Origin of the sequence: Clostridium sp. YIM B02506 (assembly GCF_022324845.1) — a bacterium.
Lineage (GTDB): Bacteria > Bacillota > Clostridia > Clostridiales > Clostridiaceae > Clostridium_T > Clostridium_T intestinale.
The window spans coordinates 221,904-247,933 of the sequence record NZ_JAKGTG010000002.1 but is presented as its reverse complement, the minus strand read 5'-3'; the positions used below and the strand labels follow the sequence as shown (position 1 = coordinate 247,933).

26 protein-coding genes and 1 other RNA gene are annotated in these 26,030 nt (G+C 29.9%); 21 read left to right on the top strand and 6 right to left on the bottom strand.

All coding sequences use genetic code 11. From position 1 onward, the window contains the following. Window positions 1-24: 24 nt before the first annotated feature. From L1S49_RS03125 to ppdK, 9 genes are all read left to right on the top strand, one after another. Window positions 25-2,082: an HDIG domain-containing metalloprotein gene (locus tag L1S49_RS03125; RefSeq protein WP_073018786.1), complete on the top strand. Its 2,058-nt coding sequence runs from the start codon at window positions 25-27 to the stop codon at window positions 2,080-2,082. 1 nt (window position 2,083) lies between these two features. Continuing rightward, window positions 2,084-2,587 (top strand): rRNA maturation RNase YbeY, encoded by a 504-nt coding sequence (ybeY, locus tag L1S49_RS03120; protein WP_238902519.1) that lies wholly within the window; start codon window positions 2,084-2,086, stop codon window positions 2,585-2,587. 12 nt (window positions 2,588-2,599) lie between these two features. After that, window positions 2,600-3,298 carry a diacylglycerol kinase gene (locus L1S49_RS03115; RefSeq protein ID WP_073018790.1) on the top strand — a complete coding sequence of 233 codons (699 nt, stop codon included), beginning with the start codon at window positions 2,600-2,602 and terminating at the stop codon, window positions 3,296-3,298. A 25-nt stretch (window positions 3,299-3,323) separates the two neighbouring features. After that, window positions 3,324-3,725 (top strand): cytidine deaminase, encoded by a 402-nt coding sequence (locus L1S49_RS03110; protein ID WP_181603755.1) that lies wholly within the window; start codon window positions 3,324-3,326, stop codon window positions 3,723-3,725. Between the two features lie 8 nt (window positions 3,726-3,733). Then, on the top strand, window positions 3,734-4,624 hold the full coding sequence (gene era, locus L1S49_RS03105; protein ID WP_238902518.1) for a GTPase Era: 891 nt from the start codon (window positions 3,734-3,736) through the stop codon (window positions 4,622-4,624). Between the two features lie 12 nt (window positions 4,625-4,636). Next, on the top strand, window positions 4,637-5,380 hold the full coding sequence (recO, locus tag L1S49_RS03100) for a DNA repair protein RecO (RefSeq protein WP_238902517.1): 744 nt from the start codon (window positions 4,637-4,639) through the stop codon (window positions 5,378-5,380). Window positions 5,381-5,382: 2 nt separating this feature from the next. Further along, complete coding sequence (locus tag L1S49_RS03095) at window positions 5,383-5,985, top strand: DUF4342 domain-containing protein (RefSeq protein ID WP_073018799.1); 603 nt, start codon at window positions 5,383-5,385, stop codon at window positions 5,983-5,985. A gap of 201 nt (window positions 5,986-6,186) precedes the next feature. Then, entirely contained in the window at window positions 6,187-6,816 is a 630-nt protein-coding gene (locus L1S49_RS03090; protein ID WP_238902516.1) for a helix-turn-helix transcriptional regulator, read from the top strand. 72 nt (window positions 6,817-6,888) lie between these two features. After that, window positions 6,889-9,519 (top strand): pyruvate, phosphate dikinase, encoded by a 2,631-nt coding sequence (gene ppdK / locus L1S49_RS03085; RefSeq protein WP_238902515.1) that lies wholly within the window; start codon window positions 6,889-6,891, stop codon window positions 9,517-9,519. A 41-nt stretch (window positions 9,520-9,560) separates the two neighbouring features. On the opposite strand, the gene L1S49_RS03080 is transcribed toward ppdK, so the two are convergent. Further along, window positions 9,561-10,625 (bottom strand): CotS family spore coat protein, encoded by a 1,065-nt coding sequence (locus tag L1S49_RS03080; RefSeq protein WP_238902514.1) that lies wholly within the window; start codon window positions 10,623-10,625, stop codon window positions 9,561-9,563. Window positions 10,626-10,821: 196 nt separating this feature from the next. Between L1S49_RS03080 and L1S49_RS03075 the strand changes: the two genes are divergently transcribed. The 8 genes from L1S49_RS03075 to rnpB all read left to right on the top strand — a co-directional run bounded on the left by L1S49_RS03075 (window position 10,822) and on the right by rnpB (window position 18,323). Then, window positions 10,822-11,850, top strand: coding sequence for a deoxyguanosinetriphosphate triphosphohydrolase (locus L1S49_RS03075; RefSeq protein WP_073018816.1), 1,029 nt, complete (start codon window positions 10,822-10,824; stop codon window positions 11,848-11,850). A gap of 207 nt (window positions 11,851-12,057) precedes the next feature. Beyond that, window positions 12,058-13,833 carry a DNA primase gene (dnaG, locus tag L1S49_RS03070; RefSeq protein ID WP_238902513.1) on the top strand — a complete coding sequence of 592 codons (1,776 nt, stop codon included), beginning with the start codon at window positions 12,058-12,060 and terminating at the stop codon, window positions 13,831-13,833. 26 nt (window positions 13,834-13,859) lie between these two features. Continuing rightward, window positions 13,860-14,972, top strand: a complete 1,113-nt coding sequence (rpoD, locus tag L1S49_RS03065) for an RNA polymerase sigma factor RpoD (RefSeq protein WP_073018821.1) — start codon at window positions 13,860-13,862, stop codon at window positions 14,970-14,972. A gap of 66 nt (window positions 14,973-15,038) precedes the next feature. Further along, complete coding sequence (locus L1S49_RS03060; RefSeq protein ID WP_238902512.1) at window positions 15,039-15,926, top strand: PH domain-containing protein; 888 nt, start codon at window positions 15,039-15,041, stop codon at window positions 15,924-15,926. A gap of 12 nt (window positions 15,927-15,938) precedes the next feature. Further along, window positions 15,939-16,637 (top strand): class I SAM-dependent methyltransferase, encoded by a 699-nt coding sequence (locus L1S49_RS03055; RefSeq protein ID WP_238902511.1) that lies wholly within the window; start codon window positions 15,939-15,941, stop codon window positions 16,635-16,637. Then, the gene (locus L1S49_RS03050; RefSeq protein ID WP_238902510.1) at window positions 16,634-17,434 is read left to right on the top strand and encodes a Nif3-like dinuclear metal center hexameric protein; all 801 of its coding nucleotides are present in this window, start codon (window positions 16,634-16,636) and stop codon (window positions 17,432-17,434) included. Before L1S49_RS03055 ends, L1S49_RS03050 begins: the two co-directional genes overlap by 4 nt. A gap of 135 nt (window positions 17,435-17,569) precedes the next feature. Further along, window positions 17,570-17,917: a hypothetical protein gene (locus L1S49_RS03045; protein ID WP_073018832.1), complete on the top strand. Its 348-nt coding sequence runs from the start codon at window positions 17,570-17,572 to the stop codon at window positions 17,915-17,917. 64 nt (window positions 17,918-17,981) lie between these two features. Beyond that, window positions 17,982-18,323, top strand: an RNA gene (gene rnpB / locus L1S49_RS03040) — RNase P RNA component class A. Between the two features lie 77 nt (window positions 18,324-18,400). Here the strand turns inward: rnpB and L1S49_RS03035 are convergent. Then, the gene (locus tag L1S49_RS03035; RefSeq protein WP_073018839.1) at window positions 18,401-18,625 is read right to left on the bottom strand and encodes a hypothetical protein; all 225 of its coding nucleotides are present in this window, start codon (window positions 18,623-18,625) and stop codon (window positions 18,401-18,403) included. A 134-nt stretch (window positions 18,626-18,759) separates the two neighbouring features. Here L1S49_RS03035 and L1S49_RS03030 point away from each other — a divergent pair, with 134 nt between their 5' ends. Both L1S49_RS03030 and L1S49_RS03025 read left to right on the top strand, forming a co-directional pair. After that, on the top strand, window positions 18,760-19,302 hold the full coding sequence (locus L1S49_RS03030) for an AAA family ATPase (RefSeq protein ID WP_238902509.1): 543 nt from the start codon (window positions 18,760-18,762) through the stop codon (window positions 19,300-19,302). A gap of 85 nt (window positions 19,303-19,387) precedes the next feature. Further along, window positions 19,388-19,849, top strand: coding sequence for a hypothetical protein (locus L1S49_RS03025; RefSeq protein WP_238902508.1), 462 nt, complete (start codon window positions 19,388-19,390; stop codon window positions 19,847-19,849). Between the two features lie 34 nt (window positions 19,850-19,883). Here the strand turns inward: L1S49_RS03025 and L1S49_RS03020 are convergent, their stop codons facing one another. After that, entirely contained in the window at window positions 19,884-20,234 is a 351-nt protein-coding gene (locus L1S49_RS03020; RefSeq protein WP_238902507.1) for a hypothetical protein, read from the bottom strand. Window positions 20,235-20,441: 207 nt separating this feature from the next. On the opposite strand from L1S49_RS03020, the gene L1S49_RS03015 reads away from it, so the two are divergent. Together L1S49_RS03015 and L1S49_RS03010 are read left to right on the top strand one after the other, a co-directional pair. Then, complete coding sequence (locus L1S49_RS03015; protein WP_156337820.1) at window positions 20,442-20,594, top strand: hypothetical protein; 153 nt, start codon at window positions 20,442-20,444, stop codon at window positions 20,592-20,594. A gap of 108 nt (window positions 20,595-20,702) precedes the next feature. Further along, a complete protein-coding gene (locus tag L1S49_RS03010; RefSeq protein WP_238902506.1) occupies window positions 20,703-22,337 on the top strand; it encodes a diguanylate cyclase in 1,635 nt (544 codons plus the stop codon). Between the two features lie 40 nt (window positions 22,338-22,377). Here L1S49_RS03010 and L1S49_RS03005 read toward each other — a convergent pair whose 3' ends face one another. From L1S49_RS03005 to L1S49_RS02995, 3 genes are all read right to left on the bottom strand, one after another. Further along, the gene (locus L1S49_RS03005) at window positions 22,378-23,424 is read right to left on the bottom strand and encodes an alanine racemase (RefSeq protein ID WP_238902505.1); all 1,047 of its coding nucleotides are present in this window, start codon (window positions 23,422-23,424) and stop codon (window positions 22,378-22,380) included. Between the two features lie 80 nt (window positions 23,425-23,504). Continuing rightward, window positions 23,505-24,794, bottom strand: coding sequence for a peptidoglycan bridge formation glycyltransferase FemA/FemB family protein (locus L1S49_RS03000; RefSeq protein WP_238902504.1), 1,290 nt, complete (start codon window positions 24,792-24,794; stop codon window positions 23,505-23,507). Window positions 24,795-24,882: 88 nt separating this feature from the next. Next, the gene (locus tag L1S49_RS02995) at window positions 24,883-26,028 is read right to left on the bottom strand and encodes a hypothetical protein (protein WP_238902503.1); all 1,146 of its coding nucleotides are present in this window, start codon (window positions 26,026-26,028) and stop codon (window positions 24,883-24,885) included. Window positions 26,029-26,030: the final 2 nt, after the last annotated feature.

The following is a 26,030-nucleotide window of genomic DNA, read 5'->3' as shown; positions in this document are numbered from 1 at the left end:
TAATAATAAAAAGTAGGTGAAACTATGGCTAAGAAATTGGATAACCAAAGAAATATACAACTAAAAAGAATTTTAACTTTCTTCTTCACCTTCTTATTAGCTTTTTTGATTTTAATGACTGCTATTGTCACTAAGAAATATAATTTAAATCCAGGGGATATAGCTAATGCGGATATAAAGGCCCCTAGAGATACAATAGATCAGATGGCTACAAAGGCTAAGGAAGATGAAGTTGTCCAGCAAATAGATAAACAGTATACATTGAAGACAGATGTATCAAAAACAGCAGAGGATAACGTAAAGAACTTTTTTCAAAAGATAATAGCACTTAAAGATTCTACAGTACAAGAGAATGACAAAATAGCTGCTATAAAAACCTTAAATGTAGTTAAGTTAGATGATGAAGACTATAAATATTTACTTTCTGTATCTAAAGAAGACATCACTTTATTTCAAAATAAGTCCTTAGAGATAATAGGACTTGTTTACAAGAAGAACATAGAAGAAGATAAGGCAGAAGATATACAAGCTGCAAAAAATGAAGTTGAAAACAACTTAAACAACAGTAGCTTTAATAGAAGACCTAGAGATATATTGAATCTTCTTATAACTTCTCAAATAAAACCTAACTTCTTTTATGATAAAGAAAAAACTGATGAAAAAATTCAAGAAGCACAGAAAAATGTTCCTAAGATAGTAATAAAGAAAAATCAAACTATAGTAAAAGAGGGAGAGCCTGTTACTGAGTCTCAGATAGAGCTTTTAAATGAATTAGGACTTCTTAAAAATTCTGCAGCTGGAGATAGTCTATATGTATATTTTGTATTAGGTATATTTGTTGCTGTAATATTAACTATTGAATATTTTTATATTTATAAATATTACAGAAAGATTTTTGATAATACAAACAATCTAATACTTATAAGCATAATTAACATAATATCTTTAGTTTTAGCAAGAAGTACGGCGCTTATATCACCTTATTTAGTGCCAATGATATTTGGACCAATAATGCTTACTTTGTTATTAAACTATAAAATAAGTTTAGTAGTTAGTTTGTTAAACTGTGTACTAATAAGTGGAGTTATAAGCTTTAAACCAGAAGTTATGATTTTAGCTTTTGTTTCTAGTGTTTTAGGGTCAACTTCTCTAAGAAAAATGCAACAAAGAAATGATATTCTTTTATCAACTGCATATATAGCACTTATGTGTGCAGTGCTTACATTTTCAACAGGTACATTATTATCAAATGACATGATGGAAGTGCTTGAAAGTACAGCTATGGGGGGAGTCGGGATACTTTTATCGGGAATACTTGCTATAGGATTTTTACCCGTATTTGAAACTACATTTGATATAGTAACTACTGTTAAGTTACTAGAACTATCTAATCCTAATAGTCCGCTGCTTAAGAAACTTTTAATGGAAGCACCAGGTACTTATCATCACTCAGTTTTAGTATCTAACTTAGCTGAACTTGCAGCAGAAGAGATAGGTGGTAACTCAGTATTAGCTAGAATAGGTTCTTTTTATCATGATATAGGAAAAACAAAAAGACCTTATTTCTTCAAAGAAAACCAAATAGGGAAAGACAATCCTCACGATAAAATAACTCCGAACTTAAGTACATTGATTATAACATCACATGTTAAAGACGGACTTGAGATGGCTAAAGAATACAATTTGCCAAAGGTAATAAGAGATATTATAGCTCAACATCATGGTACAACCTTGGTTAAGTATTTTTATTATAAGATGAAAAACTCACCAGAGGGTGGAGAAGAAGTTAAGGAAGCTGATTTTAGATATCCAGGACCAATACCAGAAAGTAAAGAAGCGGGAATAATAATGTTAGCTGATTCTGTAGAAGCTGCGGTAAGGAGTATAAGTGAACCAACAAAGGGGAAAATAGAGGAAATGGTTAATAATATAATTAAAGATAAGTTGCATTCAGGTCAGTTAGACAACTGTGATTTAACTTTAAAAGACTTAACCAAAATAAGACAATGTTTTTTAAAAGTTTTAAGTGGAATATATCATGAGAGGATTGAATATCCCACAGAAGAAAAAGGAGTAAAATAAATTGGTATATACTGATAATAGACAATCTAAATTAGAAGTGACTAAGGAATTTCAAGAGTTTATAGAAAGTACTATAGAGTTTGCACTTAAAGAAGAAGAGGTAAAGTGTGAAACTCAGATATCTTTAATATTTGTTGATAATGATGAGATAAAAGATATAAATAGAGAAACAAGATCTATAGATAAGGAAACAGATGTATTAAGTTTCCCAATGATAGACTATGAAAAGGGAAAAGTATTTAAAGAGCAGTATAGTAATTATGAGTTTGATGAAACTTATTTTGATGGTGAAGAGTTAGTACTTGGGGATATAGTAATATCTTTAGAAAAAGCTGTTGAACAGAGTGAAGAGTATAATCATTCCTATGATAGAGAAGCTGCTTATTTAGCAGTTCACTCTGTTTTGCATCTTTTAGGATATGATCATATGGAAGAGGATGAAAAGCAAGTAATGAGAGATAGAGAAGAGGCTATACTTAACAAGTTAAATATAACAAGAGATTAGAGGGGTGAGATTATGAAGGTTAAAAATTTGGTGGATAGCTTTAATCATGCTATAAATGGTATAATTCATTCTGTAAGAACTCAAAGAAATATGAAAATCCACATGTTCGCAGCAATATGTGTTTTAGGAGCATGTTTCTTTTATGATATTTCTAAGGTTGAGTTTCTTATATTGGCAGTAACTATAACAATGGTAATAAGTGCAGAATTAATAAATACTGCTATAGAGTATGCCATAGACTCTACCACAAATTTTTATCACCCTTTAGCTAAAATAGCTAAAAATGCTGCTGCTGGAGGCGTTTTGATAACAGCAGTTAATGCGATACTAGTTGGATATATAATATTTTGGGATAAGTTAAATAGAGCAACATTTGAGGTGGTAAACAAAATAAAAAACTCTCATCCTTATATGATATTTATTGTATTGATTATAGTGTGTATTGCAACAATAATAGTGAAAGCTATATTTGGTGAAGGAACGCCATTAAAAGGTGGTATGCCATCAGGACATAGTGCGTTAGCGTTTTCATTAGCTACAGCGATTTCTTTAATAACAGAGGAGCCCATTATAATAAGCTTAAGCTTCATAATGGCCTTTATAACAGCCCAGAGCAGGGTAGACTCAGAAGTACATTCTGTGGCAGAAGTTATCGTTGGAGCCATTTTTGGAACGGTTATGACTTTCATAATTTTTAAGCTTTTTAGTTAAAATAAGAGGAGGATTACGTATGGATATAAATGTTGAAGAGCTGGTTTTAGCTGCTATAGAGATTAGAGAGCAAGCTTACGTTCCTTATTCAAAATTTAAGGTAGGAGCAGCTGCTTTATTTGAAGATGGAAACATATATAAAGGATGTAATATAGAGAATGCTTCTTTTGGAGCAACAAATTGTGCTGAAAGAACAGCAATATTTAATGCAGTATCAAAAGGTAATAGAACATTAAAAGCAATAGCCGTTATAGGTGATACAGAAAAGTATACTGCACCCTGTGGTATATGCAGACAGGTAATGGCTGAATTTGCAGAAAATGAAAATATAAAAGTGATAATAGTAAAAAATTCAAAAGACTATATAATAAAAACATTAGATGAAATGTTACCAGGATCATTTACTAAAAAGGATCTTGAGATTTAGGAGGAAGAATGTTTAAATCAGGTTTTATAACTATAGTGGGAAGACCAAATGTAGGGAAGTCCACTTTAACTAACTATATTATGGGAGAGAAGCTATCAATAGTTTCTAATAAACCCCAGACAACTAGAAATAATATACAAACTATATTGACTGAGGAGGAGTATCAAATAGTGTTTGTTGATACTCCTGGAATACATAAACCAAAACATAAGTTAGGCGAATACATGGTTAACTCAGCAAAGGATTCTATAAAAGATGTAGATGTAGTGTTATTTTTAATAACTCCAGATGTAACAATTGGAAGAGGCGATAGATTCATATTAGAGTCTTTAAAAAATCAAAAAGCCCCTGTTTTTCTTGTAGTTAACAAAGTAGATGAAAACACTCATGATAAAGTTGCTGAAACTTTAGTAAACTATTCAAAAGAATTTGAGTTTGCTGAAATAATACCTATATCTGCCTTAAAGGGTAAAAACGTAGATACACTTAAAGAATTAATAGTTAAGTATTTACCAGAAGGTCCTAAGTACTATCCGGAAGATATGATTACAGATGTACAGGAAAAGTTTGTTATAGCTGAAATTGTTAGAGAAAAAGCCTTAAAGACCCTTAGAGATGAGGTTCCACATGGTATTGCTGTAGATATAATTCAAATGAAACAAAACGACAAGGGAATGTACACAATAGAAGTAGATTTAATCTGCGAAAAAGACTCTCATAAGGGTATAATTATAGGTAAGAATGGACAGAGTTTAAAGAAGATTGGAGAAACGGCAAGATATGAAATAGAACGTTTCTTAAGAGAAAAAGTAAACTTAAAGATTTGGGTTAAAGTTAGAAAAGAGTGGAGAGATAATCCACTACTACTTAAAGATCTAGGTTATAAGAAGCTTAAGTAAGCGGGTGGAGATATGTCACTTTTTGAAACTCAAGGAGTTATTATAAAAACCCAGGATTTTAAGGAAAATGATAAATTAGTTTGGATTTTTACAGAAAAGTCTGGAAAAATTACTACAATTGCAAAAGGTGCAAAGAAAGCTAAAAGTAGACATTTTTCTATAACACTTCCTTTATGTTATGGAGAGTATATGATGTTTAGAGGTAAAAATCTTTACTCATTATCAGAAGGTAAGATTATTAATTCCTTTCAAGGGTTATTAGGTAATTTAGAAAAACTTACTTATTCATCTTATCTTTGTGAACTTATAGATATATCTTTAATAGATGGAGAAAGTAATCCAAACTTGTTCAAAGATTTTGTTACTTGCTTATATTTATTAAATACCGATGCCATAGACTATGAACTTTTAGTAAGAAGCTTTGAACTTAAACTGCTTAAGTCTACAGGCTATGGTTTGAACCTTAATAACTGTGCAAACTGTGGCAAAAAGATTAATACTAGTAGTTACATCAGTCTTGCAAATTATGGAGGAATATGTGGAGAATGTACGAAAGAATATAGTATTCGTATTTCTACTGCCGCTTATAATGTATTAAGGTTTCTAAATTCTTCACCAATGGATAAGGTTCATAGGGTTAATGTAAATACAGAAATTAAGGATGAGATATTTAAAGTAACATCAAGTATCTTTTCTTCAAACTATGCTAAAAAACCTAAAAGTTTAGAAATGTTAGAATATATAAAGGAGAGATAGCTGTGAGTGAAATAACATTAGAAAAAGTAGATAAAGTAAGAGAAAGAACTAATACTACTTATGCTGAGGCAAAATATGCTTTAGAACAATGCGACGGAGATGTTTTAGAAGCTATAATATATTTGGAAAATATAAAAACATCAGAAAAAGAATCTCAAAAAGAAGGAAAGTATGAAAGCTTTGAAGAATTTAAAGCTTACATCAAAGAAGTAGTTAGAAAAGGAAATGTTACAAGAATCAAAATTAAAAAAGATGATAGAACTGTGGTAGATATACCTGTAAATGCTGGAGTAGCAGCAGGGGTTATAGCTATAATGCTTCCACAATTATTAGCTATAGGAGTAGTTACGGCTATAGTTACTAAGCTTACTATTGAGATAACTAGAGAAAATGGAGAAGTTGAAGTAGTAAATAAGTATATAAAAGGGGCATATGATGATATAAAAGACAAAGCATCAGATGTTGCAGAAAGTATAAAAAGCAAAGTTTCAGAAGTGAAAAACGGAGCTTATAACAAAAGTAATACCCAAAAAAGCTCAAATGAAGAAGAAACTTTTTATACCTACACTGTTAATTTTGAAGAAGAAGAAAAAGAAACAGATTGATAAGACTGTAAAATAAAGAAAATAGAAGCAAATTAACATTAATGAGATGAAAATTAAAGAATCATGGGAATATTCAGTAAATTTAATTAATTATTCAGAAAATTTAGTATAGTAAAAGTTGTATAACATGTTATAATAATCTTGTAAATATTATAACTAATTTGAATTGTCTGAATATTCCTTGATGAAACGAGGGATAGTATGAAGTTTTCCAATAGACAAGAAGAAATCATTAGGTTGGTGAAAGAAGGACAGCCTATAACATCAGAAGCCTTAGCAGAAAAATTAGGAGTAACAAGAGCGGCAATAAGACCAGATTTATCTGTATTAACAATGATGGGAATATTAGATGCAAGACCTAAGGTAGGATATGTATATTCATCGAAAACTACAAAAAGTCGAGTTTATGATTTTATTTCCAACATAAAAGTTAAAGATATAATGTCAAAGCCAACAATTGTTTCAGAAGAGACTATGGTATATGACGCTATTGTGTATCTTTTCCTTAAGGATGTTGGAACTCTTTTTGTTGAAAACGATGGAAATTTGACGGGAGCTGTTTCTAGAAAAGATTTTCTAAAGATAGCAATTGGAGGTACAGATATACATAAGGTACCTGTAGGCGTCATAATGACAAGGATGCCTAATATAATTTATGCTAGTCCAGAGGATTCGGCGTTTGTTGTGGCAAAGAAAATAATAGAACATGAAATTGATAGCATTCCAATTATAGAAAGAGAAGCACGAGAAGATAGAGAAATAATAAAAATGGTAGGGAAGGTATCCAAAACAAATATTACGAAGCTTTTTGTAAGACTAGGAGATAGTTAATAGTGCAACTTTCGGGAAAGTCCCGTTAGTATATATAACAATAATTTTCGTATCGAACGGAGGAGTATTGAGATGGAAGAAAAGAAGTACGTGTACCTTTTTAGTGAGGGAAATGCATCAATGAAAAACCTTTTAGGGGGAAAGGGTGCTAACTTAGCAGAAATGACAACTCTAGGAATACCAGTACCACAAGGTTTTACAGTAACGACTGAAGCATGTAACAAATATTATGATGATGGTAGAGTTATAGCTAACGAAGTTATAGATGAAATTTATGAGAAAATGCATGAACTTGAAAAAATTACTGGCAAAGAATTTGGAAATGTTGAAAAACCTCTTCTTGTTTCAGTAAGATCTGGAGCAAGAGCATCAATGCCGGGTATGATGGATACAATATTAAATTTAGGGTTAAATGATGAATCTGTTGAAGCAATGGCAAAACTTACAAACAATCCAAGATTTGCTTATGATTCATACAGAAGATTCATACAAATGTTCTCAGATGTAGTTATGGATGTTGAGAAAAGATTATTTGAAAATCTTATCGATGAGATGAAGGAAGAAAATGATGTTCATCTTGACACTGATTTAACTGCTGATGACTTAAAAGAGTTAGTAAAAAGATATAAAGCTCTTTATAAGAAAGAAAAGGGAGAAGAGTTCCCACAAGATCCTAAAGTACAGTTAATTGAATCAGTTACAGCTGTATTTAGATCATGGGATAATCCTAGAGCTATAGTTTATAGAAGACTTAATGACATTCCAGGAGCATGGGGAACTGCTGTAAATGTTCAAGAAATGGTATTCGGTAATAAAGGGGAAACTTCAGGAACAGGGGTTGCTTTCTCAAGAAACCCAGCTACAGGTGAAAATGCTATATATGGTGAGTACTTAATGAATGCACAAGGTGAAGACGTTGTTGCAGGTATTAGAACACCACTCCCAATTTCTAAATTACAAGTTCAAAATCCAGAAATATATAAACAGTTCGAAGATATTGTTAATACATTAGAAACTCACTACAAAGATATGCAAGATATGGAGATAACTATAGAAGACGGGAAATTATATTTCCTACAAACAAGAAATGGAAAGAGAACAGCTCAGGCTGCACTTAAAATAGCTGTAGATTTAGTTGAAGAAGGAATGCTTACTAAAGAAGAAGCTATATTAAAAGTTGAACCTAAGCAATTAGATTCATTACTTCATCCAAACTTTGATGAAACTGAATTAAAGAACACTGAAGTAATAGCTAAAGGATTACCAGCATCACCAGGAGCTGCTTCAGGAAAAATAGCATTTACTGCCGAAGAAGCTAAATTAAGAGCTGAAAATGGTGAAAAGGTTATCTTAGTTAGACTAGAAACTTCACCAGAAGACATAGAAGGTATGATTGCAGCACAAGGTATACTTACAGTAAGAGGAGGAATGACTTCTCATGCTGCGGTTGTTGCAAGAGGAATGGGAACTTGCTGTGTTGCAGGTTGTGGAGCTATTAAAGTTAATGAAGCTGCTAAAACAGTAGAAGTTAATGGAAAAGTTTTAACTTCAGAAGATTGGTTATCTATAGATGGATCAACAGGAAATGTTTATCCTACAGCATTAAAAACTGTTGCGCCTGAAATATCAGGATATTTTGCAACTTTCATGGGTTGGGCTGATGAAGTTAGAAAGTTAAAAGTAAGAACTAATGCAGATACACCAAAAGATACTATGCAAGCTGTTGAGTTTGGTGCTGAAGGTGTGGGATTATGTAGGACAGAGCATATGTTCTTTGCAGAAGATAGAATAATGGCTGTTAGAGAGATGATAGTAGCTAAAAATGAAGAGCAAAGAAGAAAGGCCTTAGAAAAGCTTCTTCCTATGCAAAAAGGAGACTTTGTTGGAATATATGAAGCCTTAGAAGATAGACCAGCTACTATAAGATTCCTAGATCCACCACTACATGAATTCTTACCACATTCTGATGAAGATATAGAAGCATTGGCAAAAGAAATGGGATTAACTTTTGAAGATTTAAAAGCTACAGTGGAAAGTCTTCATGAATTTAACCCAATGATGGGACATAGAGGATGCCGTTTAGCAGTTTCTTATCCAGAAATAGCTGAAATGCAAACAAGAGCAGTTATAGAAGCTGCAATTGAAGTTAAAAACAATAAGGGATACAATGTAGTTCCTGAAATAATGATTCCTCTTATAGGAGAAATAAAAGAGCTTAAGTTCGTTAAAGATGTTGTAATTAGTACTATCAAAGCAGTACTAGAAGAAACAGGAGCAGAGTTAGAATATAAAGTAGGTACTATGATAGAGATACCTAGAGCTGCAATTACTGCAGACGAAATAGCTAAAGAGGCAGAGTTCTTCTCATTTGGAACAAATGACTTAACTCAAATGACATTTGGATTCTCAAGAGATGATGCTGCTAAGTTCCTAAATGCTTACTATGAAAATAAAATATATGAGCAAGATCCATTTGCTAAGTTAGATCAAAATGGAGTTGGAACATTAGTTAAGATTGCAGTTGAAAAAGGAAGAGCAACTAGACCAGACATTAAACTTGGTATATGTGGAGAACATGGTGGAGATCCATCATCAGTTGAGTTCTGCCATAACATTGGTTTAGACTATGTTAGTTGTTCACCATTTAGAGTTCCGCTAGCAAGACTTGCAGCAGCTCAAGCACAAGTTAAAAATCCAAGATAATTAAATATAAAAAGGAGGCTTCAAGTAAAATCTTGAAGCCTTTAAATTTTTATTTTATAATTTTCTTCAATTGCAGCTATTATGTCAGTTGAAAAACTAAGTTGAAAATCAGTTCTATCAACAACTTTAGATAAAAGCAAATTAAACGAATTTTTATTGCACTTCTTTATATTTTTATAGTAGTCACGTGAAAGCTTCCAATACTTTTGTGGAAATATTAGATATGCTAAAATATACTTTATATCGTCTTTATTAAGTTTATTAATTGATAAATAGTTATTTATTAAAGATAAAGCTAACTCCACATTCCATTTAGTATTTTCTCGTTTTAATAATCTTCTCAAAAGATAGGAAATATCTTTTGCTACATAATCATATCTACACTTGTCAAAATCGATAACCCAAACATAACCATCAACATTAAAAATTATATTTTTATTAACATAATCACCGTGACATAGAGATTTTGTAAGATTATCAAAGTTTACAGTAGAAAGAATCTCTAATGATGTTTTAGCTAAATATTCATTAGCATCAAAATGTTTTAAATAGGTCTTAGAAAATTTATCTTTGTATTTAAATGCATAGTTTGAACAATTAAGCATGTGAGAAAAGTGTTTCATTGTAGATATGTATAAATTATCAAAACCCTTTCTAATAGTTGCGCCGTTAATAGGTAAAAAGTTTTCTCCTTCCTTATGCATTGTTGCTAGGTTTCTTATTGAATATATAACATGTTCTAAGTTATCAAAATCACATTTCACTCCATCAACCCAAGGAGTTAATATAAATAACATGTCTTTATAAGATACATATCTTCCTTTATTTATATTTGGTATTAGGTTAGGTACTTTAATACCTTTTTGGTGATACCACTCAATTGCAGAGTACACAAAAAGAAGATCCTGTTCACTATAATAAACTTTTTTTAAACAGAAATCCCCATAAACAGAAGAAATTTTATATACAGCACGTTGTTTTGCAGTATCCTTAAATTTTACTGGAGTAATGTCGCAATCAAAAATATTATATTGTGATAAAATAAATTCCTTAATCTCGTATATACTTAGTAACTCTCTTTTTTTATCTACAGCCTCTTTTGCCATAAATACCTCCTCTTTAAAAGCTCCTATTAATATGATATTAATGAATTTATTTATTTATTCTAATGGATAATAAAATTAAAGGATAAAATAATTATATGAAATAAAATATTAAAAACTTTCATAAATAATATATAGTGATTAAAAAATGAAGGAATTTTATGATTGATATAGAATAATAATTTAAGAGGTGAATTATATGAACATTAGGGAAAAAATTGAAAGAAATGAAGAGTTGACATTGATAAAAGAAGCCTCCTTTTCTAGTAAAACATTAGGTAGGAATACTCCTGAGGAAAAGGATGTTACTAGAACTGATTATATGATAGACAGAGATAGGGTTATACATTCTAAATCTTTTAGACGTTTGAAACATAAAACGCAGGTTTATATAAAAACTTTTGGAGATCATTACAGGACTAGATTAACTCACACTTTAGAAGTAGCACAGATAGGAAGAACAATTGCAGCAGGAATTGGGTTAAATGAAATATTAGTTGAGGCTATAACTTTAGGTCATGATTTAGGTCATGTTGCTTTTGCACATAATGGAGAAGAAGTTCTTAATGAATTTTTACCAGGTGGATTTAGACATAATGAACAAAGCGTTAGAGTGGTTGAAAAATTAGAGAAAAACGGCAAGGGACTTAATTTAACAGCTGAAGTTATAGATGGGATTTTAAATCATAGTGGATTTTCAAATGGAAAAGCAAAAGCAAAAACTCTTGAAGGGCAAGTTGTTAAATATAGTGATAAGATGGCATATATTAATCATGACATAGATGATTCTATAAGAGCAAATCTTTTAAGTGAAGATATGCTTCCTAAAGAAATTATAAAGGTTTTAGGAAATACCCATGGAGAAAGAGTGGATACATTAGTTAATGATTGTATAGAAAACACATTAAAAAACATAAATGATAATAATATTAAGGTTAGTTTAAGTAAAGAAGTTGGAGATGCTATGGCTGAACTTAGAAAGTTTATGTTTAAAAATATTTATTTAGGTGATGTATTAAAGGTTGAAAGAAACAAAGCTAAGTTTGTCTTAGAGAATGTAATAGAACATTTTTATAAAAACCCACAAGAAATGCCAGAAATTTATCAGAACATAGTGAAAGCAGAAGGATTACATAGAGGAGTTGCAGATTATATAGCAGGAATGAGTGACGATTATTGTATCAATATCTTCAATAATCTTTATGTTCCAAAGTTTGTAATTTATTAAAGAATTAAGAATAATAGAAGATGATTTTTGGTAAAATAAGTGAAGCTGGAAAGAATTTTGAAAATTTTACAGGAGTATACGATTGGTTTTAACAAATAATCGTAAAAACTTCTATATTTATTAAATTTCCCAAGAAGGATTTATAAAATTTATGTCGAATATAAATATAATTGTTGAAAAAAATATCAAAGTAAGGAGGGGAACTCCTTGCAGATTCAAGAAGCATTGATAGAAAGGATAAAGCAGGAAAATGATATTGTAGAAGTCATTTCTGAAACTGTAAGGCTTAAGAGATCAGGAAGAAATTATATGGGGTTATGTCCATTTCATAATGATAAGACTCCGAGTTTTTCCGTGTCTCAGGACAAACAAATTTATAAGTGTTTTAGTTGTGGAGAAGCTGGAAATGTTATTACTTTCTTAATGAAAAGTAAAAAACTAACCTTTATGGAAGCGATAAAAGTTTTAGCAGATAAAGCTAACATTCCTCTAAATTTAGAAAATGGAGAAAAAAATTCAACTGCAATTAAAAAAGAGTTGATGTATAAGATTAATACAGAGGCAGCTAGATTCTTTTTTTCTAATTTATTTAAAAGTAGAGATGTTATGAGTTACTTCCAAAATAGAGGGCTGTCTTCAAAAACAATTAAAAGTTTTGGATTGGGTTTTGCTAAAAATGATTGGAATAGTTTAAGATTTTATTTAAAATCTAAAGGTTACAATGAGGCAATACTTGAGGAAGTAGGGTTAATAATTAAATCAGAAAAAGGAAACTATTATGATAGATTTAGAAATAGAGTTGTATTTCCGGTTTTTGATTTTAAAGGTAGAGTAATAGGATTTGGAGGTAGAGTACTAGATGATTCTAAGCCAAAATATCTTAATTCTCCAGAAAGTTCAATCTTTGTTAAAGGCACTAATTTATATGGATTAAATTTTGCTATTAAAGATGGGCTTCCAGAAAGATATTTTGTAATAGTTGAAGGTTATATGGATTGTATATCCCTTCACCAACATGGAATTAAAAATGCAGTTGCATCACTAGGTACAGCACTGACACTAAATCAAGCAAGATTATTAAAGCGATATGCAGATAAGGTTATAATATCTTACGATGCTGATGCTGCAGGACAAAATGCTACCATAAGAGGATTAGAGATTTTAAGAAGTGCAGGTTTTGATGTTAGAGTACTCACAGTTCCTAAAGGAAAAGATCCTGATGAGTATATAAGAAGTAATGGTAAAGAGGCCTTTTTAAAACTTATAGATGAATCTCTTCCACTAATTGAATATAGGTTAAAAAGAGCAAAAGAAGGAATAGATTTTACTAACAATGAGCATGTAATTTTATATGGGCAAAAGGTTACAGAAATATTAGCAGAGTTAAATCCAATAGAAAAAGATGTTTATGTTAAGAAGATTTCAGAAGAAACAGGAATAAGAGAGCAGGCATTATATGACCTACTTTCTAAAAAAGTGACAAAATTCCAAAAAGATGAAAATTTTATGAATAATAAGGAAGAAAATGGAACAAAATCATATATAGAGCCTGCTTACCTTAAGGGAGAGAGGCAACTTCTTAAACTAATGACAAAAGATGAATATTTTCAATTAATAAAAGAAAATATAAGTGAACAGGAGCTAATTTCAAAAGCTCATCAAAATATTTACCGACTCATTATAGAAGGTAAAGAAGAAAAAAAAGACCACTTGGAGGATTTTGTAGAATACAATTGCAAAGATACAAATTCTCAAAGTGAATGGATTAAGATAAGAGAATTAGAAATATTAGAGGGTAATATAGAAGCATCTATCAAAGATTATATTTATAACATAAGAAAATATAGATTAGAGAATAAAATGCATACTATAAAGAAAAAGCTAAAGGAAAGTGAAGATAAAGGGGTTTTTGAGGATTTAATTAATCTAGCGAAAGAATTAAAGAATGTTGATTTAGAACTCAAAAGATTAAAAAGAGGTTAAATGGCGTAGCGGAAGGAGGTATTTTAATGGCTGAAAAAATTACTAAAGGTAAGGATAAGGTTGAAAAGACTGAGGATTTAAAAGATAAAAGTACAAAAATGACAGTTGTTAAGAAGTTAATTGAGAAGGGTAAGAAAAGTGGAAGCATAACATACAAGGAGATAATGGATGAACTTGATGAAATAGATCTAAACCCTGAACAAATAGAAAAGATATATGAAGTATTAGAATCCATGGGAATTGAAGTTTTAGGTGATATTGGAGAAGCAGAAGTCGAAGAAGAACTTGATTTATCAATCCCAGAAGGAATTGCTATAGATGACCCTGTTAGAATGTATTTGAAAGAAATAGGTAAGGTTCCACTGCTATCTTCTGAGGAAGAAATTCAACTTGCTCAGAGAATTGAAAATGGGGATAGTTATGCTAAAAAGAAGTTAGCAGAAGCTAATTTAAGATTGGTTGTATCTATTGCCAAAAGATATGTTGGTAGAGGAATGTTATTTCTAGATTTAATTCAAGAAGGTAATTTAGGACTTATAAAAGCCGTTGAAAAATTTGATTTTACTAAAGGATTTAAGTTTTCAACATATGCTACTTGGTGGATAAGGCAGGCTATAACAAGAGCTATAGCAGACCAAGCAAGAACAATAAGAATACCAGTTCATATGGTTGAAACTATAAATAAACTTATAAGAGTTCAAAGACAACTATTACAAGAACTTGGAAGAGATCCTTTCCCAGAAGAAATATCTAAGGTTATGGATTTACCTGTAGATAAGGTTAGAGAGATTCAAAAGATAGCTCAAGAACCAGTTTCATTAGAAACTCCTATAGGAGAAGAGGAAGATTCACATCTTGGAGACTTTATTCCAGATGATGATGCTCCAGCGCCAGCAGAGCAGGCAGCATTTACAATGCTTAAAGAACAATTGATTAATGTATTAGATACACTAACTCCTAGAGAAGAAAAAGTTTTAAGACTAAGATTTGGTTTAGATGATGGAAGAGCTAGAACTCTAGAGGAAGTTGGAAAAGAGTTTAATGTAACTAGAGAAAGAATAAGACAGATAGAAGCTAAAGCTTTAAGAAAGCTAAGACATCCTAGTAGAAGCAAAAAGTTAAAAGATTATTTAGATTAGTTATTAGCACCTTTTTAGGTGCTAATTTTTATATCCTATGCTATAATGATTTTTGAGGTGATTTTAATGGAAGAATTTAAGCCTAAAAAAGGCTTAGCATTATTGGAAATTATAATGTATATAGTAGTTGCTAATGGGCTGTATTTAGCAGTAAATAGCTTTGTAAATTCTTACATAGAATTAACATTACTGCAGCTTTTAGTTATTTTATTTAATATATATTGTATTTACTATTTATTAATCACACTAACTTTGAAGTATCAGATAGAAAATAATATAGTAATAATAAATTCGTTAATGGGTATAAGAAAAATAAAAATATACTTAGATGATATCGATGGATACAATGTTAGTACAGGTCCTATAAAAGGGTTTAAACTTTCGGGATTTGGAAGAGATAGGTATGGATTTGGTAATTATGTTGTTGATAAAGTTGGGGTTACCCATATGTTTGCATCCTCTAATAGTGAAGTAATATACTTACATTCATCAGAGATAAGTTATGGAATATCACCAATAGACGCTGAGAAATTTAAGAATATAATAGAAGAAAAAGATATAGAATTACAGGAATTTGAAACTAAAGTAAACAAAAATAGAAGATTATATAAAGATAAAAAGTTATTTGTTCCATTTATATTAACTACAGTAATAATCTTTTATATAATCTTAAATCCATTTATATTATATTTAAAACAAGCATTGCCAGCATCAATGCCACTAAGCTTTGATGGTAAATTTAAACCCATAGTAATGGGAACTGGTAAAAACTTTGCGTTTAAGCAAATGTCATATGGAGTTTTAAATATGATTATTCTATTTTGCATGTATTATGCTTCACATTTTAATGCAAAATATGATAAGAGATCTGCATATAAATTTATATATATAGCTTTAGCTATAGCCTTAGCATTTCTCTTGTTTCAAATTAAGATATTAAATGTCTATCTATAGAACGGAGTAATTATGGAGTTAAGCAAAAGATTAATGTGTATAGTGAATAACATGGATAAGTGTGAAAGTGTGATTGATGTTGGAACAGACCATGGATATATTCCTATTTATGCAGTTAAAAATAAAATATGCACTAAAGCGATTGCTTCAGACATAAACAAGGGGCCAAAAGAGAAGGCAGAAAGCAATGTTAGGTTTGAGGGTGTTTCTGATAAGATTCAATGTAGATTAGGTGCAGGTTTAGCCACTGTAAGATTAGGAGAAGTTGAAGCTGCTATTATTGCGGGAATGGGCGGTAATTTAATAAGAGATATTATTGTACAAGACATAAAGAAGGTACAAAAATTTGAATATATGATTTTACAACCAGCTCAAAATGCAGAAATCTTAAGAGAGTTTTTATATAAAGGTCCTTTTGAGATTTTAAAAGAAGACTTAGTTATAGATGAAAATATATTTTATGAGGTTTTTAAAGTAAAGTACAATAAAAATAAAATAGATGAAGTAAAAGTTAAGGAAGATTACTTTTATTATGAAGTTAGCACAAGACTTATAGAGGATAAACATCCATTGATTAAAGATTTTATAGAAAATAAACTTTATAGATACAAAACTATTCTTTCTTTTATAAAAGAGGATACTGAAAGTGCTGTTAAAAGAAAAGAAGAAATAACAGCTAAAATAAAAAGATTAAAGGAGCTAATAATATGAAGTTAGAACAAATAATTAATATTATGGAAAAGATAGCTCCACCTATATTAAAAGAAGATTATGATAATGTTGGGCTTATGGTTGGAGATAAAACATCGGATATTAAGAAGGTGTTAATAGCATTAGATTGTACACTAGATGTAATAGAAGAAGCTAAAGAACATACTGTGGATCTAATTATTACTCATCATCCATTAATTTTTAGAAAACCATCTACCATAACTACAGATACTTTGATGGGTAAAAAAATAATTAATCTTATAAAAAATAATATAAATCTCTATTCAAGTCACACAAACTTTGATTCTGTTAAAGAAGGTTTAAATGATAAAATAGTTGAACTTCTTGGATTTTCAGCTAAATCCATATTAGAACCAACAAAAGTTAAAGGTTTTGATGAGAGTGGGATAGGAAGATTTGTGGAATTAGAAGAAGTAATAACATTAGATGAGTTAATAGATAGAGTTAAAATCTCTTTAAATATTAGTAATTTGAGATATGTTCCATCTGGAAATGATAGAATTAAAAAGATAGCTATAATAAATGGAAGCGGTCAAGATTTTTTCTCTATAGCTTATAATAATGGGGCAGACTGCGTAATCACAGGTGATACTACTTATCATTATGCAAGTGATTATAAAGAAATGGGATTAAATATTCTTGATATAGGACACTTTGGAAGCGAGTGGCCAGTGTTTATGGAACTATCTAAAAAAATTATAAAAGACATTAAATCAGTTGAAGATGTTGAAATTTTAATATCAAAAAAATCAGAAGATCCATATAGATTTATATAGAGTTGATATAATAAGAGCTAGAGATAGCTTTTATTTTTTTTAATAGAGTATTTAGTTGAATAAGATTTTTATCATAAAACGAAACTAAAGCATATATATGTAGTAATATAATAACAATACTTTTAGAGGGAAAAAATGAGTAAAAAAAGAGAAAGCAAATATAAACCAGGGGTAGGTTATGTTAGCGGTAATAGGGAAAACTTAGCGGAAGATTCTAAAAAAGTTCTTGAAGATATAAAGGATATATATGAAAGTTCTAAATTAAAGAAGAATATAGAGTCAGGAAAAATAGGTAATATGAAAATCGGAAATATGAAGATCGGAAAGTACATTAGTAAGAAGAAATATTCTTCTATTGAGCTAACACCAACTAAACTTGGGATACTTGGAGTCATGTTTTTAGTTTTGTTATTTTCAGGAGTTGGAATGTTTGGTGTGGTTATTATTTTTCTTTTACTTATCGCATTGAGTATTTGTAAGTAATTCACTAAAGTTAGTAAAATAAATAATTTGCAAAATACACTCTTATATGATAAGATAAATCTTGCGAGTAAGCCAGTCAATCGCTGCTGACTTACGTCAGGAGAGGAAAGTCCGAGCTCCGTAGAGCAGGGTGCTGGTTAACTGCCAGTGGAGGCGACTCTAAGGAAAGTGCAACAGAGATATACCGCCCAAGTTTTTGGGTAAGGGTGGAAAGGTGAGGTAAGAGCTCACCAGCATATAGGTGACTATATGGCTATGTAAACCCCACCTGGAGCAAGACCGAATAGAGAGGCAAATGGGGCTGCTCGTCCCGCCTCTGGGTGTGTCGCTTGAGCCTATTGGGAACAATAGGCCTAGATAGATGATTGACTAATACAGAACTCGGCTTATAGACTTATCTCGCACAAAAAACACTAAGTTTTAGACTTAGTGTTTTTTATTATAAAAATTTTGGATTATAAGTTAACACTATAAAATAAGTGTCTAAAGTACCACGCTAACAGCGCCATCTTTTTCTTCTAACTTTCTATTGCTTTTAATAACAACTTTATCACGGTATTGATAAGTATCTAATATCAAACCGTTTGGGTACTTAAATAAGTTTCTAGTGTATTCATTAGTTTGTGTAACTTCTGTTTTAACTTGATCAAAATCAACTTCGAATGGTGTAAGAACTTCTATAACGTTAGTAAATGTATATTCAAACATAATTGTCACCCCCTTTAAAAAGTAATTCTACATGTAGGATGAAAATCCTTTAATAATAGATTAAAAATTGAATGAGGAATTTTAAACTGATTTTGTGTATAATATATTTATCAAATTTTATAAGGAGTCATAAAATGGATAAGATAATATGTATAGTAGGTGAAAGTGGAAGCGGAAAGTCTACTATTGCAGAAAGATTAGAAAAAGAAGGATATAATTATATACAAAGTTATACAACAAGGAAAAAAAGATATGATGGAGAAAAAGGCCATATATTTGTAGATGCTGCTACATACCATGAGTTTGCAAGTAGGGAAGATGAAGTAATAGCATATACATATTTTAATTTAAATCATTACTGGGCTACTAGAGAGCAATATAGGAATAAAGGTGTATCCGTTTATGTAATTGATCCAATTGGAGTAGATAAAATAAGAAAAGAGATAAAAGATGCTAAGATAATAGTGCTATATATAAAGACAGATAAGGAAATTAGAATTGATAGAATGTGTTTGAGAAAACATAATAGGCTTAATGTAATAGATGAGGATATTTTGCAAAGAGTAGAGCATGATAGTAAAGCTTTTAATATTATAAAATGTGATTATGTTATTGATGGCAACAGAAGTAAGGAAAGTATATTTAAAGATGTTGTTAAAATAATAAATTATAAATAACTATTTTGGAAAACATTAAAAAGCTAACCTTCTAATAATACATATAATAATTGAGAATACTATAGAATAATTAGGAGGTGCAAAATTGCAAATAAATGAATATATATTAAATATAAAAGAATTAACAAAGGATTTTATAAAAGAAAACCTAGGAGAATTAATTGATTTTGATGTAATGAGCCTTCCAGAAGAAAGAGGGATTTTCTTTATATATAAAAAAGACAGTAATGAGCTAGAATATATAGGAAGCGCAGATGAAGCTAACTCTAACATTAAAGATACATTATCAGAATATTTAAAGCCAGAGTTTACTCAATTAGAATTTCGTAATAAAGTTATGCACAGTATTTATAACTCCATTAATTGGGTGGAAAATGAAATAGGGGAAGAAGTAAAAAATGTAGAACAAATAAACAAAACCATAGAATATATTAAAGGGAATTATAAGATAAGAGTAATAGTATTTCCTTCAGATACAGAGCTTAAAGATATAAAACTTATAAAAAAGGCTTGTATATCTTTAGAAAATCCAAATTTAAATGATTAAAAATGGTAGTTCACGAATGAACTACCATTTAATTTTAAAGTATAGATCCTAATAAGAACCAAGGAAGTGGATTAAATCCTTGATTAGGGTATGGATGATAAGGGTAGCCGTAACCATATCCATAATTCCAATGTGGATTCATAGGATAAGGAGGTCTAGGTCTTGGTCTAGGCCTTTTCTTTTTTCTCATATCTTGAGATTCATCAAGTTCTGATCCAATAGGCATATAATAAGGATTAAGTACAAAAGGAATTTGGTGAATATCCGTATTAAAAGGGGTATATTCGCTATCTTCGTAGTCGTCATCATAAGATAAAGATCTGAAATAGTTACTGTAATCATCCAGACTCTCAGTTCTTATTTCTTCATCGATATTAACGTACATTTACATCCTCCAAAAAACATTCTTATATGTATAGTGTATAGATTTAGTGATTAAAATGTGAATTAATTATATAGAGAATTTAAAAAAAACTATATAAATCTATATTTAGAAGCATAAAATGATAATAATTATCTATTGAAACTATTTATTATTTAGTAGTTATAGTGTATAATGAAAGCAAATATTTTATAAAAAGGATGGTTGTACATGGAGAATACACAAAATAAAAAACAATGTCGCTGTGGAGGCAATAAATCAGTTGAATTAGTAAAGGATCCAAATGCAACATGCTCATGTGGCAAAAGAAAGTTAAGTGAAAAGAAAGAAGAGGGCTGTGGCTGCGGTTGCGGGTGTAGTTAGTTAAATTTAGCTGTTTAGGAGGTTTTACTTCCTAAACAGCTTTTTTATGTTATCCTTCACAAAATAAATGTATTTATGATATATTTATTTAGTAATGGAGGCGTTATAATGAAGAAATCTATAAATTTGAAAACACGCTTTACAATAAGCTTTAGTATAATAATCTTAGTACTTACTTTTATATTGAGCAGTGTAATTAGTATTAATTCTATAAGCATATATAAAAAAGAGATTGGAAACTCTTTATCAGAGAGAGTGTGGCAAATGTCTAATAGACTTGACCAATATATGTGGGCAAGATATGGTGAGATAAATGTTTTAAGTAAGTTAGAAATATTTAAAAATACATCTAATACTAAGGAAGTTAGAAAAGTTTTAGATGAGTTGAAGCTTAACTTTCCTTCATATTCATGGGTAGGTCTTATTGATCCAAATGGAGAGGTATTAGAATCTACTGATGGAATACTTAAAGGGAAAAATATATCTGCTAGACCTGTATACAATCAGGCTCTAAATAGTACATATATAGGAGATGTTCACGATGCTGTATTGCTCTCAAGTTTGCTTCCAAATCCTACAGGAGAAGCTATGAAGTTTGTAGATATAAGTACACCTATATTTTCAGATAATGGAGAACTTACAGGGATTTTAGCCTCACATTTAAGTTGGGGTTGGGCTAAAGAGGTTGAAGGAACTATGGTTCAGTCTAATAATAATAAGGAAAAAATGGACGTCTTTATTGTAAGTAAAGGAGACAATGCTGTTTTACTTGGACCAACTGAACTTATAGGAACAAATCTTAACTTGGAAAGTATAGATAAAGCAAGAGCAGGAGAAAATGGATGGTCGGTTGAAACTTGGCCAGATGGTAAAAAATATCTGACAGGATATATTTTAGAAAGTGGATATGAAAATTATCCAGGTCTAGGATGGGTTATCCTAGCGAGGCAGCCAGTAGAATTAGCCTATGAAGCTATACAAAATCAAATTATTTTTTCAGTGACATTTGGAATTTTGGCGGTAATAACATTTGTTATATTTGGAGTTATTAGTGCTAATATAATAACTAAACCTCTAAAACAACTTACTTTTGTAGCTAACAAACTTAGAGAAGGTGAAGATGTTGATGTGCCTAAATTTAAAGGAATACGAGAAATAGAGGTTTTATCATCCTCATTAGATAGTTTGATTAAAAGTTTAATAAAAACAAAAGGTGAACTCGGGGAGATGGAGGAGTTAGCTAATTACGATAAATTAACTCGCTTACCTAATAGAATAGCTTTAGGAAACTATTTAGAAAAGTTAGTATTAACAAAGGATGAAAATTTAACATTCACAATTCTTTATATGGATTTAGATGGATTTAAATCCGTAAATGATACTTATGGACATCATGTTGGCGATATACTTCTTCAGGAAGTAGCGGATAGAATTAAAGAAGATATAGGGAGTGGTGAACTTGCTGCACGTCTAGGTGGAGATGAGTTTGTGGTTGTCGCAATAAATTCTAATGAGGATGTAAAAGCTAGAGGAAGTCTAGTAGCAAATAAAATAATAGAAGATCTAAGCAGACCATTTGTCATAGAACAAAAAGAAATAAGAGTTGGATGTAGTGTAGGTGGTGCTGTATGGAATATTGATAGTACAGATACAATTGAGCTTACAAGAATGGCAGACCAAGCTTTATATAAATCCAAACGAAGTGGTAAAGGGAAATTTACGTATTATAATAAAGAAAACTAATAAAATGCTGTATACAGAAAATGTATGCAGCATTTGACTTTTAATTACTATTTATATATATTCTTTTAATTGAGCTATCAGCAATAATAGGAGAAAGTTTAACTGTTATAATATCTCCAACTTTTAGATTTGTAGCATCTATTAAAGTATTATCCATGTTTGGTTGACTAATTATATTGGTAGGCTTATCTTCAAAATATAGTTCCTTTAGAGGTACAAAAAATCTATAGATTATTCTTAGTAGATTTATTAAAGATAAACCATGTCTATTTACAGAACAATAAAAATTATGAATTTTACCGATGGGTAAGACACCGATAAGCATATCTTTCGGGGCTTTATATTTATCTCCATAACCAACAGTATTACCTTTTGAGACCTTAAAAGATTTTAGTATTTTGCTTTTAAAAGAATAGGTTTGTTTAAATCCTTTATCTAATCCGCTATATCCATAGAGTAAGTTCCCGATTCTAATAAAATTAGTAAAATCACATGCCTCATATAAAACATCATTTAAAAAGCCATTAGAATTTAAACAATGTATATTAGGAATAATTCCAATATAGGGAGTTACACATCTTTTAAAATTCTCAATCTGCTTTAAAGAATAATTAGTGTTTTTAGTATTATGAAGGTGAGTATAGATACCCTCAATGATAACATTTTTATAATTACTTTTTATATAGTCTATAAACTTAGGAAGTTTATCTATTTCAATTCCAAATCTATTCATACCAGTGTTAACATAAATATGAACTCTATATTGTTTTTCCATATTTAGATAAGATAAATCTTCTTCATCATCTATAGTTAAAATAATATTACTATTTATATCGTTATAATCGTGAAATACGCATAAAGGAGTTAAAACTAAAATATCTTTTTCTATAGTTAGACTTTGAGCTTCTTCTAAAGTTGAAACAGCAAAACTATCAACTAAAGGACTTAAGATAGAAGATATTTCGTTTATACCTAATCCGTATGCATTGGATTTAATTACTGCCATAAGTTTTTTTGAAGATTTCTTTTTTATAAGGTCTACATTGTGAATTATTTTATCTTTATAAACCTCACACCATACATTCATATTCATCACCTAATTTAAATATAGCCATAATTTGTTTCGTCTAATACAGTAGTTGTATCTAAGTTGTAAAAAGTAATAGATTATTTTTTTAAGTTACTTCTGATTTCCTTAAACTTTGGAAAGGCAGTTTTATATAGAAAATATAACAATTTACTTCTGATTATATATATTTCTCCTATAAACTCTATGAAGTCTCCACCAAAGCCTTTCTTAAACTTATATAGTCCAGAAAGATTTTTGTTTGCTTCAGTAGGTTTAGGGGTTCCTCTAAGGTCATAAAGCTCTAAGCCTAAGTCAATTGAGTGCTTAATCATTTCCCATTGCATTAAATAATTAGGCATAGTATTTCTTAAGATATCGTGTGATGCACCATAGAGATACCAGGCTTTATTCCCATAGTGAGCATAGATAGCTCCACTTAAGTATATAGTTTTACCTTCATATACACTTATGGAGGCGATTTTAGCTTTAGTTTCAAGTATCTGTCTGTCTAGATCTTTAATTGAGTTTTTTAGTTTATCACTTATATTTATGTTTGATGAATCTTTGTTAAGTTTATCAAGAAGTATATCTTGTTTTGCTCTCAACTCCGTGAGTTTTGCATTCATATATGAAAAATCTTTTTCATAATCATATTTAACTAAATACATTGTTATGTTAGGATGCAATTTATTTAAAAGTATATTAAAATAATTCCTGTCTCTTATTAAAAAACCATCTCGTTTGCCTGTTATTTTCATAAGTTCATAGAAGTTAGTTAATGTTTCCTGAGATATGTTAGTGGAATCATAACACTCAGTAGTTAAACCTCTAGAAGAAGCTGTTTTTATATTACGTTTAGTAGTTGAAGAAAATTTATTAAATGTAGCTGCTTTTATAGTATCTTTATCCCATTTAGGAAGAGCTAGTCTGAAAACAGTTCCAGGTTGTATAGAATCAAAATTAGTAGATGAGTTAACTTTGATTTTTTTTGAGGATAAAAATTTAAGTAATTTAGCCGATTTAGAGTTTATGGAGTCATTAACTTTGTAAGGAATGTCAGGATCTAAAGTTATAAAAGCTATCTTATTATCTTTCATAAACTTATCTAGGTATCTAAAAAATTCTTCTAAGAGGGTTTCATTTTCATAATTACAAATAAACCCTCTAGGAATATAACCTATATATCTAGGTAGAAAGGGCAGTTTTCTTATTAGGATTAAAGAACTTAGAACCATCTCATCGGTGTTTTCTTTAAAGCCTCCAATATATTTAGAAATCCAACTTTCTTTAACTTCTCCCCAGTTAGAACATTGAAATAAATGCCCTTTTTGAGAAGAATAGTTGAAATTATTAACTTCATCTTTTGATATATATTTAAAAACGTACATATTAAAACCTCCTAGGAAAAGAGTTCCTAGGAGGTATTTTATAATACTGATGTATCAAAATAACTAGATATTGTATCTAAGTTGTAAATTATTTGAAGGAGTAAGTATAGATAACATTGTTTCCATTATAGCCATCAGTGACTTGAAAAGCTAGTTTGTTATCATTACTCCAGCTTATGTTTGAGATAGCGTTTTTGTTTTGAAATATTTCTGTAGCAGTTAAGTTAGGATCATTTAAATTAACTAAACTTAATTTTGTAAAATTACCTCTCTCAAGAAATACAAGCATACTTTTATCATTACTAATATAGAATTCAGTTGAAGTTGTAGTAATTTTGTATCTTGAGTGTTTTTCAACATCATAAGTAAATATAATACCACTAACTTGGTCCGTAAGTAGAAGTAAGTTATTATTGATAACTTCTATAGCTGGTCTAATATACATATCACTAGGTATTTTTTTTGGAGACATGTCTTCTTTACTCATTTTATAAATTGAATACAATTCTAATTTATAATCATAACAAGAAAAATAATAAGTTGAACCATCGTTTGAGATGGAGATTGGTGATATTTCAGTTACATCTATATCAAAAGAACTATCAATAAAAGTGCGAGTACTCTTACTATCAAAATCATAAATAACTAAACTACTAAAATCATTTGAACTTGCTATAAATCCGCTACCATCAGGGAGCCAATTCATAGGAATTAGCCCTTCAGGAATTGGAGTAGATGCATTATCTAAAAGTGAATAGTAATAATATTTAGTGACATTGTTATACATTTTTTTATATACTTCTGGATTAAAACCATTAATAAATTTATTAGTGTAGTCCTCTCTACTTCCATATAAAAATCCATTACCTAAAGGAGATACCAAAATCATTGAAGATAAATTTTTAATATCTATTTTGGTAGAAGAATTAGTTTTTGTATTTAATATTTCTATATTGCTATTTAAACCCTTATAATAAAACATGTTTGATAGAAAAATTTCATCGTTATTTATCCAGAAACTGTTATCAAAAGGTTTATCTATATTAAAGCTGTCTGTAGAGTCTACTTTAACATAAGAGGAGGTATCTTCAATAGATGAAATATTAATAGGTCTATCATTAAGTACTATAGTATTTGTTTTTTTCCTAAAAATAGATGTTGGATTAAACCATAATGAAAGTATAGAGAAAGAAATAAATAAGACTAAAACTTTTAATACAAAATGTTTTTTCATCT

Bases quoted from the DNA above. Each gene is read 5' to 3' on its own strand.
- L1S49_RS03000 (WP_238902504.1), bottom strand. From the start codon at position 24,794: ATGTACGTTTTTAAATATATATCAAAAGATGAAGTTAATAATTTCAAC.
- recO (WP_238902517.1), top strand. From the start codon at position 4,637: ATGTCACTTTTTGAAACTCAAGGAGTTATTATAAAAACCCAGGATTTT.
- L1S49_RS03015 (WP_156337820.1), top strand. From the start codon at position 20,442: ATGGAGAATACACAAAATAAAAAACAATGTCGCTGTGGAGGCAATAAA.
- L1S49_RS03020 (WP_238902507.1), bottom strand. From the start codon at position 20,234: ATGTACGTTAATATCGATGAAGAAATAAGAACTGAGAGTCTGGATGAT.
- L1S49_RS03030 (WP_238902509.1), top strand. From the start codon at position 18,760: ATGGATAAGATAATATGTATAGTAGGTGAAAGTGGAAGCGGAAAGTCT.
- L1S49_RS03125 (WP_073018786.1), top strand. From the start codon at position 25: ATGGCTAAGAAATTGGATAACCAAAGAAATATACAACTAAAAAGAATT.
- L1S49_RS03075 (WP_073018816.1), top strand. From the start codon at position 10,822: ATGAACATTAGGGAAAAAATTGAAAGAAATGAAGAGTTGACATTGATA.
- L1S49_RS03005 (WP_238902505.1), bottom strand. From the start codon at position 23,424: ATGAATGTATGGTGTGAGGTTTATAAAGATAAAATAATTCACAATGTA.
- rpoD (WP_073018821.1), top strand. From the start codon at position 13,860: ATGGCTGAAAAAATTACTAAAGGTAAGGATAAGGTTGAAAAGACTGAG.
- era (WP_238902518.1), top strand. From the start codon at position 3,734: ATGTTTAAATCAGGTTTTATAACTATAGTGGGAAGACCAAATGTAGGG.
- L1S49_RS03060 (WP_238902512.1), top strand. From the start codon at position 15,039: ATGGAAGAATTTAAGCCTAAAAAAGGCTTAGCATTATTGGAAATTATA.
- L1S49_RS03050 (WP_238902510.1), top strand. From the start codon at position 16,634: ATGAAGTTAGAACAAATAATTAATATTATGGAAAAGATAGCTCCACCT.
- L1S49_RS03080 (WP_238902514.1), bottom strand. From the start codon at position 10,625: ATGGCAAAAGAGGCTGTAGATAAAAAAAGAGAGTTACTAAGTATATAC.
- L1S49_RS03035 (WP_073018839.1), bottom strand. From the start codon at position 18,625: ATGTTTGAATATACATTTACTAACGTTATAGAAGTTCTTACACCATTC.
- L1S49_RS03090 (WP_238902516.1), top strand. From the start codon at position 6,187: ATGAAGTTTTCCAATAGACAAGAAGAAATCATTAGGTTGGTGAAAGAA.
- ppdK (WP_238902515.1), top strand. From the start codon at position 6,889: ATGGAAGAAAAGAAGTACGTGTACCTTTTTAGTGAGGGAAATGCATCA.
- L1S49_RS03115 (WP_073018790.1), top strand. From the start codon at position 2,600: ATGAAGGTTAAAAATTTGGTGGATAGCTTTAATCATGCTATAAATGGT.
- L1S49_RS03055 (WP_238902511.1), top strand. From the start codon at position 15,939: ATGGAGTTAAGCAAAAGATTAATGTGTATAGTGAATAACATGGATAAG.
- L1S49_RS03010 (WP_238902506.1), top strand. From the start codon at position 20,703: ATGAAGAAATCTATAAATTTGAAAACACGCTTTACAATAAGCTTTAGT.
- L1S49_RS03045 (WP_073018832.1), top strand. From the start codon at position 17,570: ATGAGTAAAAAAAGAGAAAGCAAATATAAACCAGGGGTAGGTTATGTT.
- L1S49_RS02995 (WP_238902503.1), bottom strand. From the start codon at position 26,028: ATGAAAAAACATTTTGTATTAAAAGTTTTAGTCTTATTTATTTCTTTC.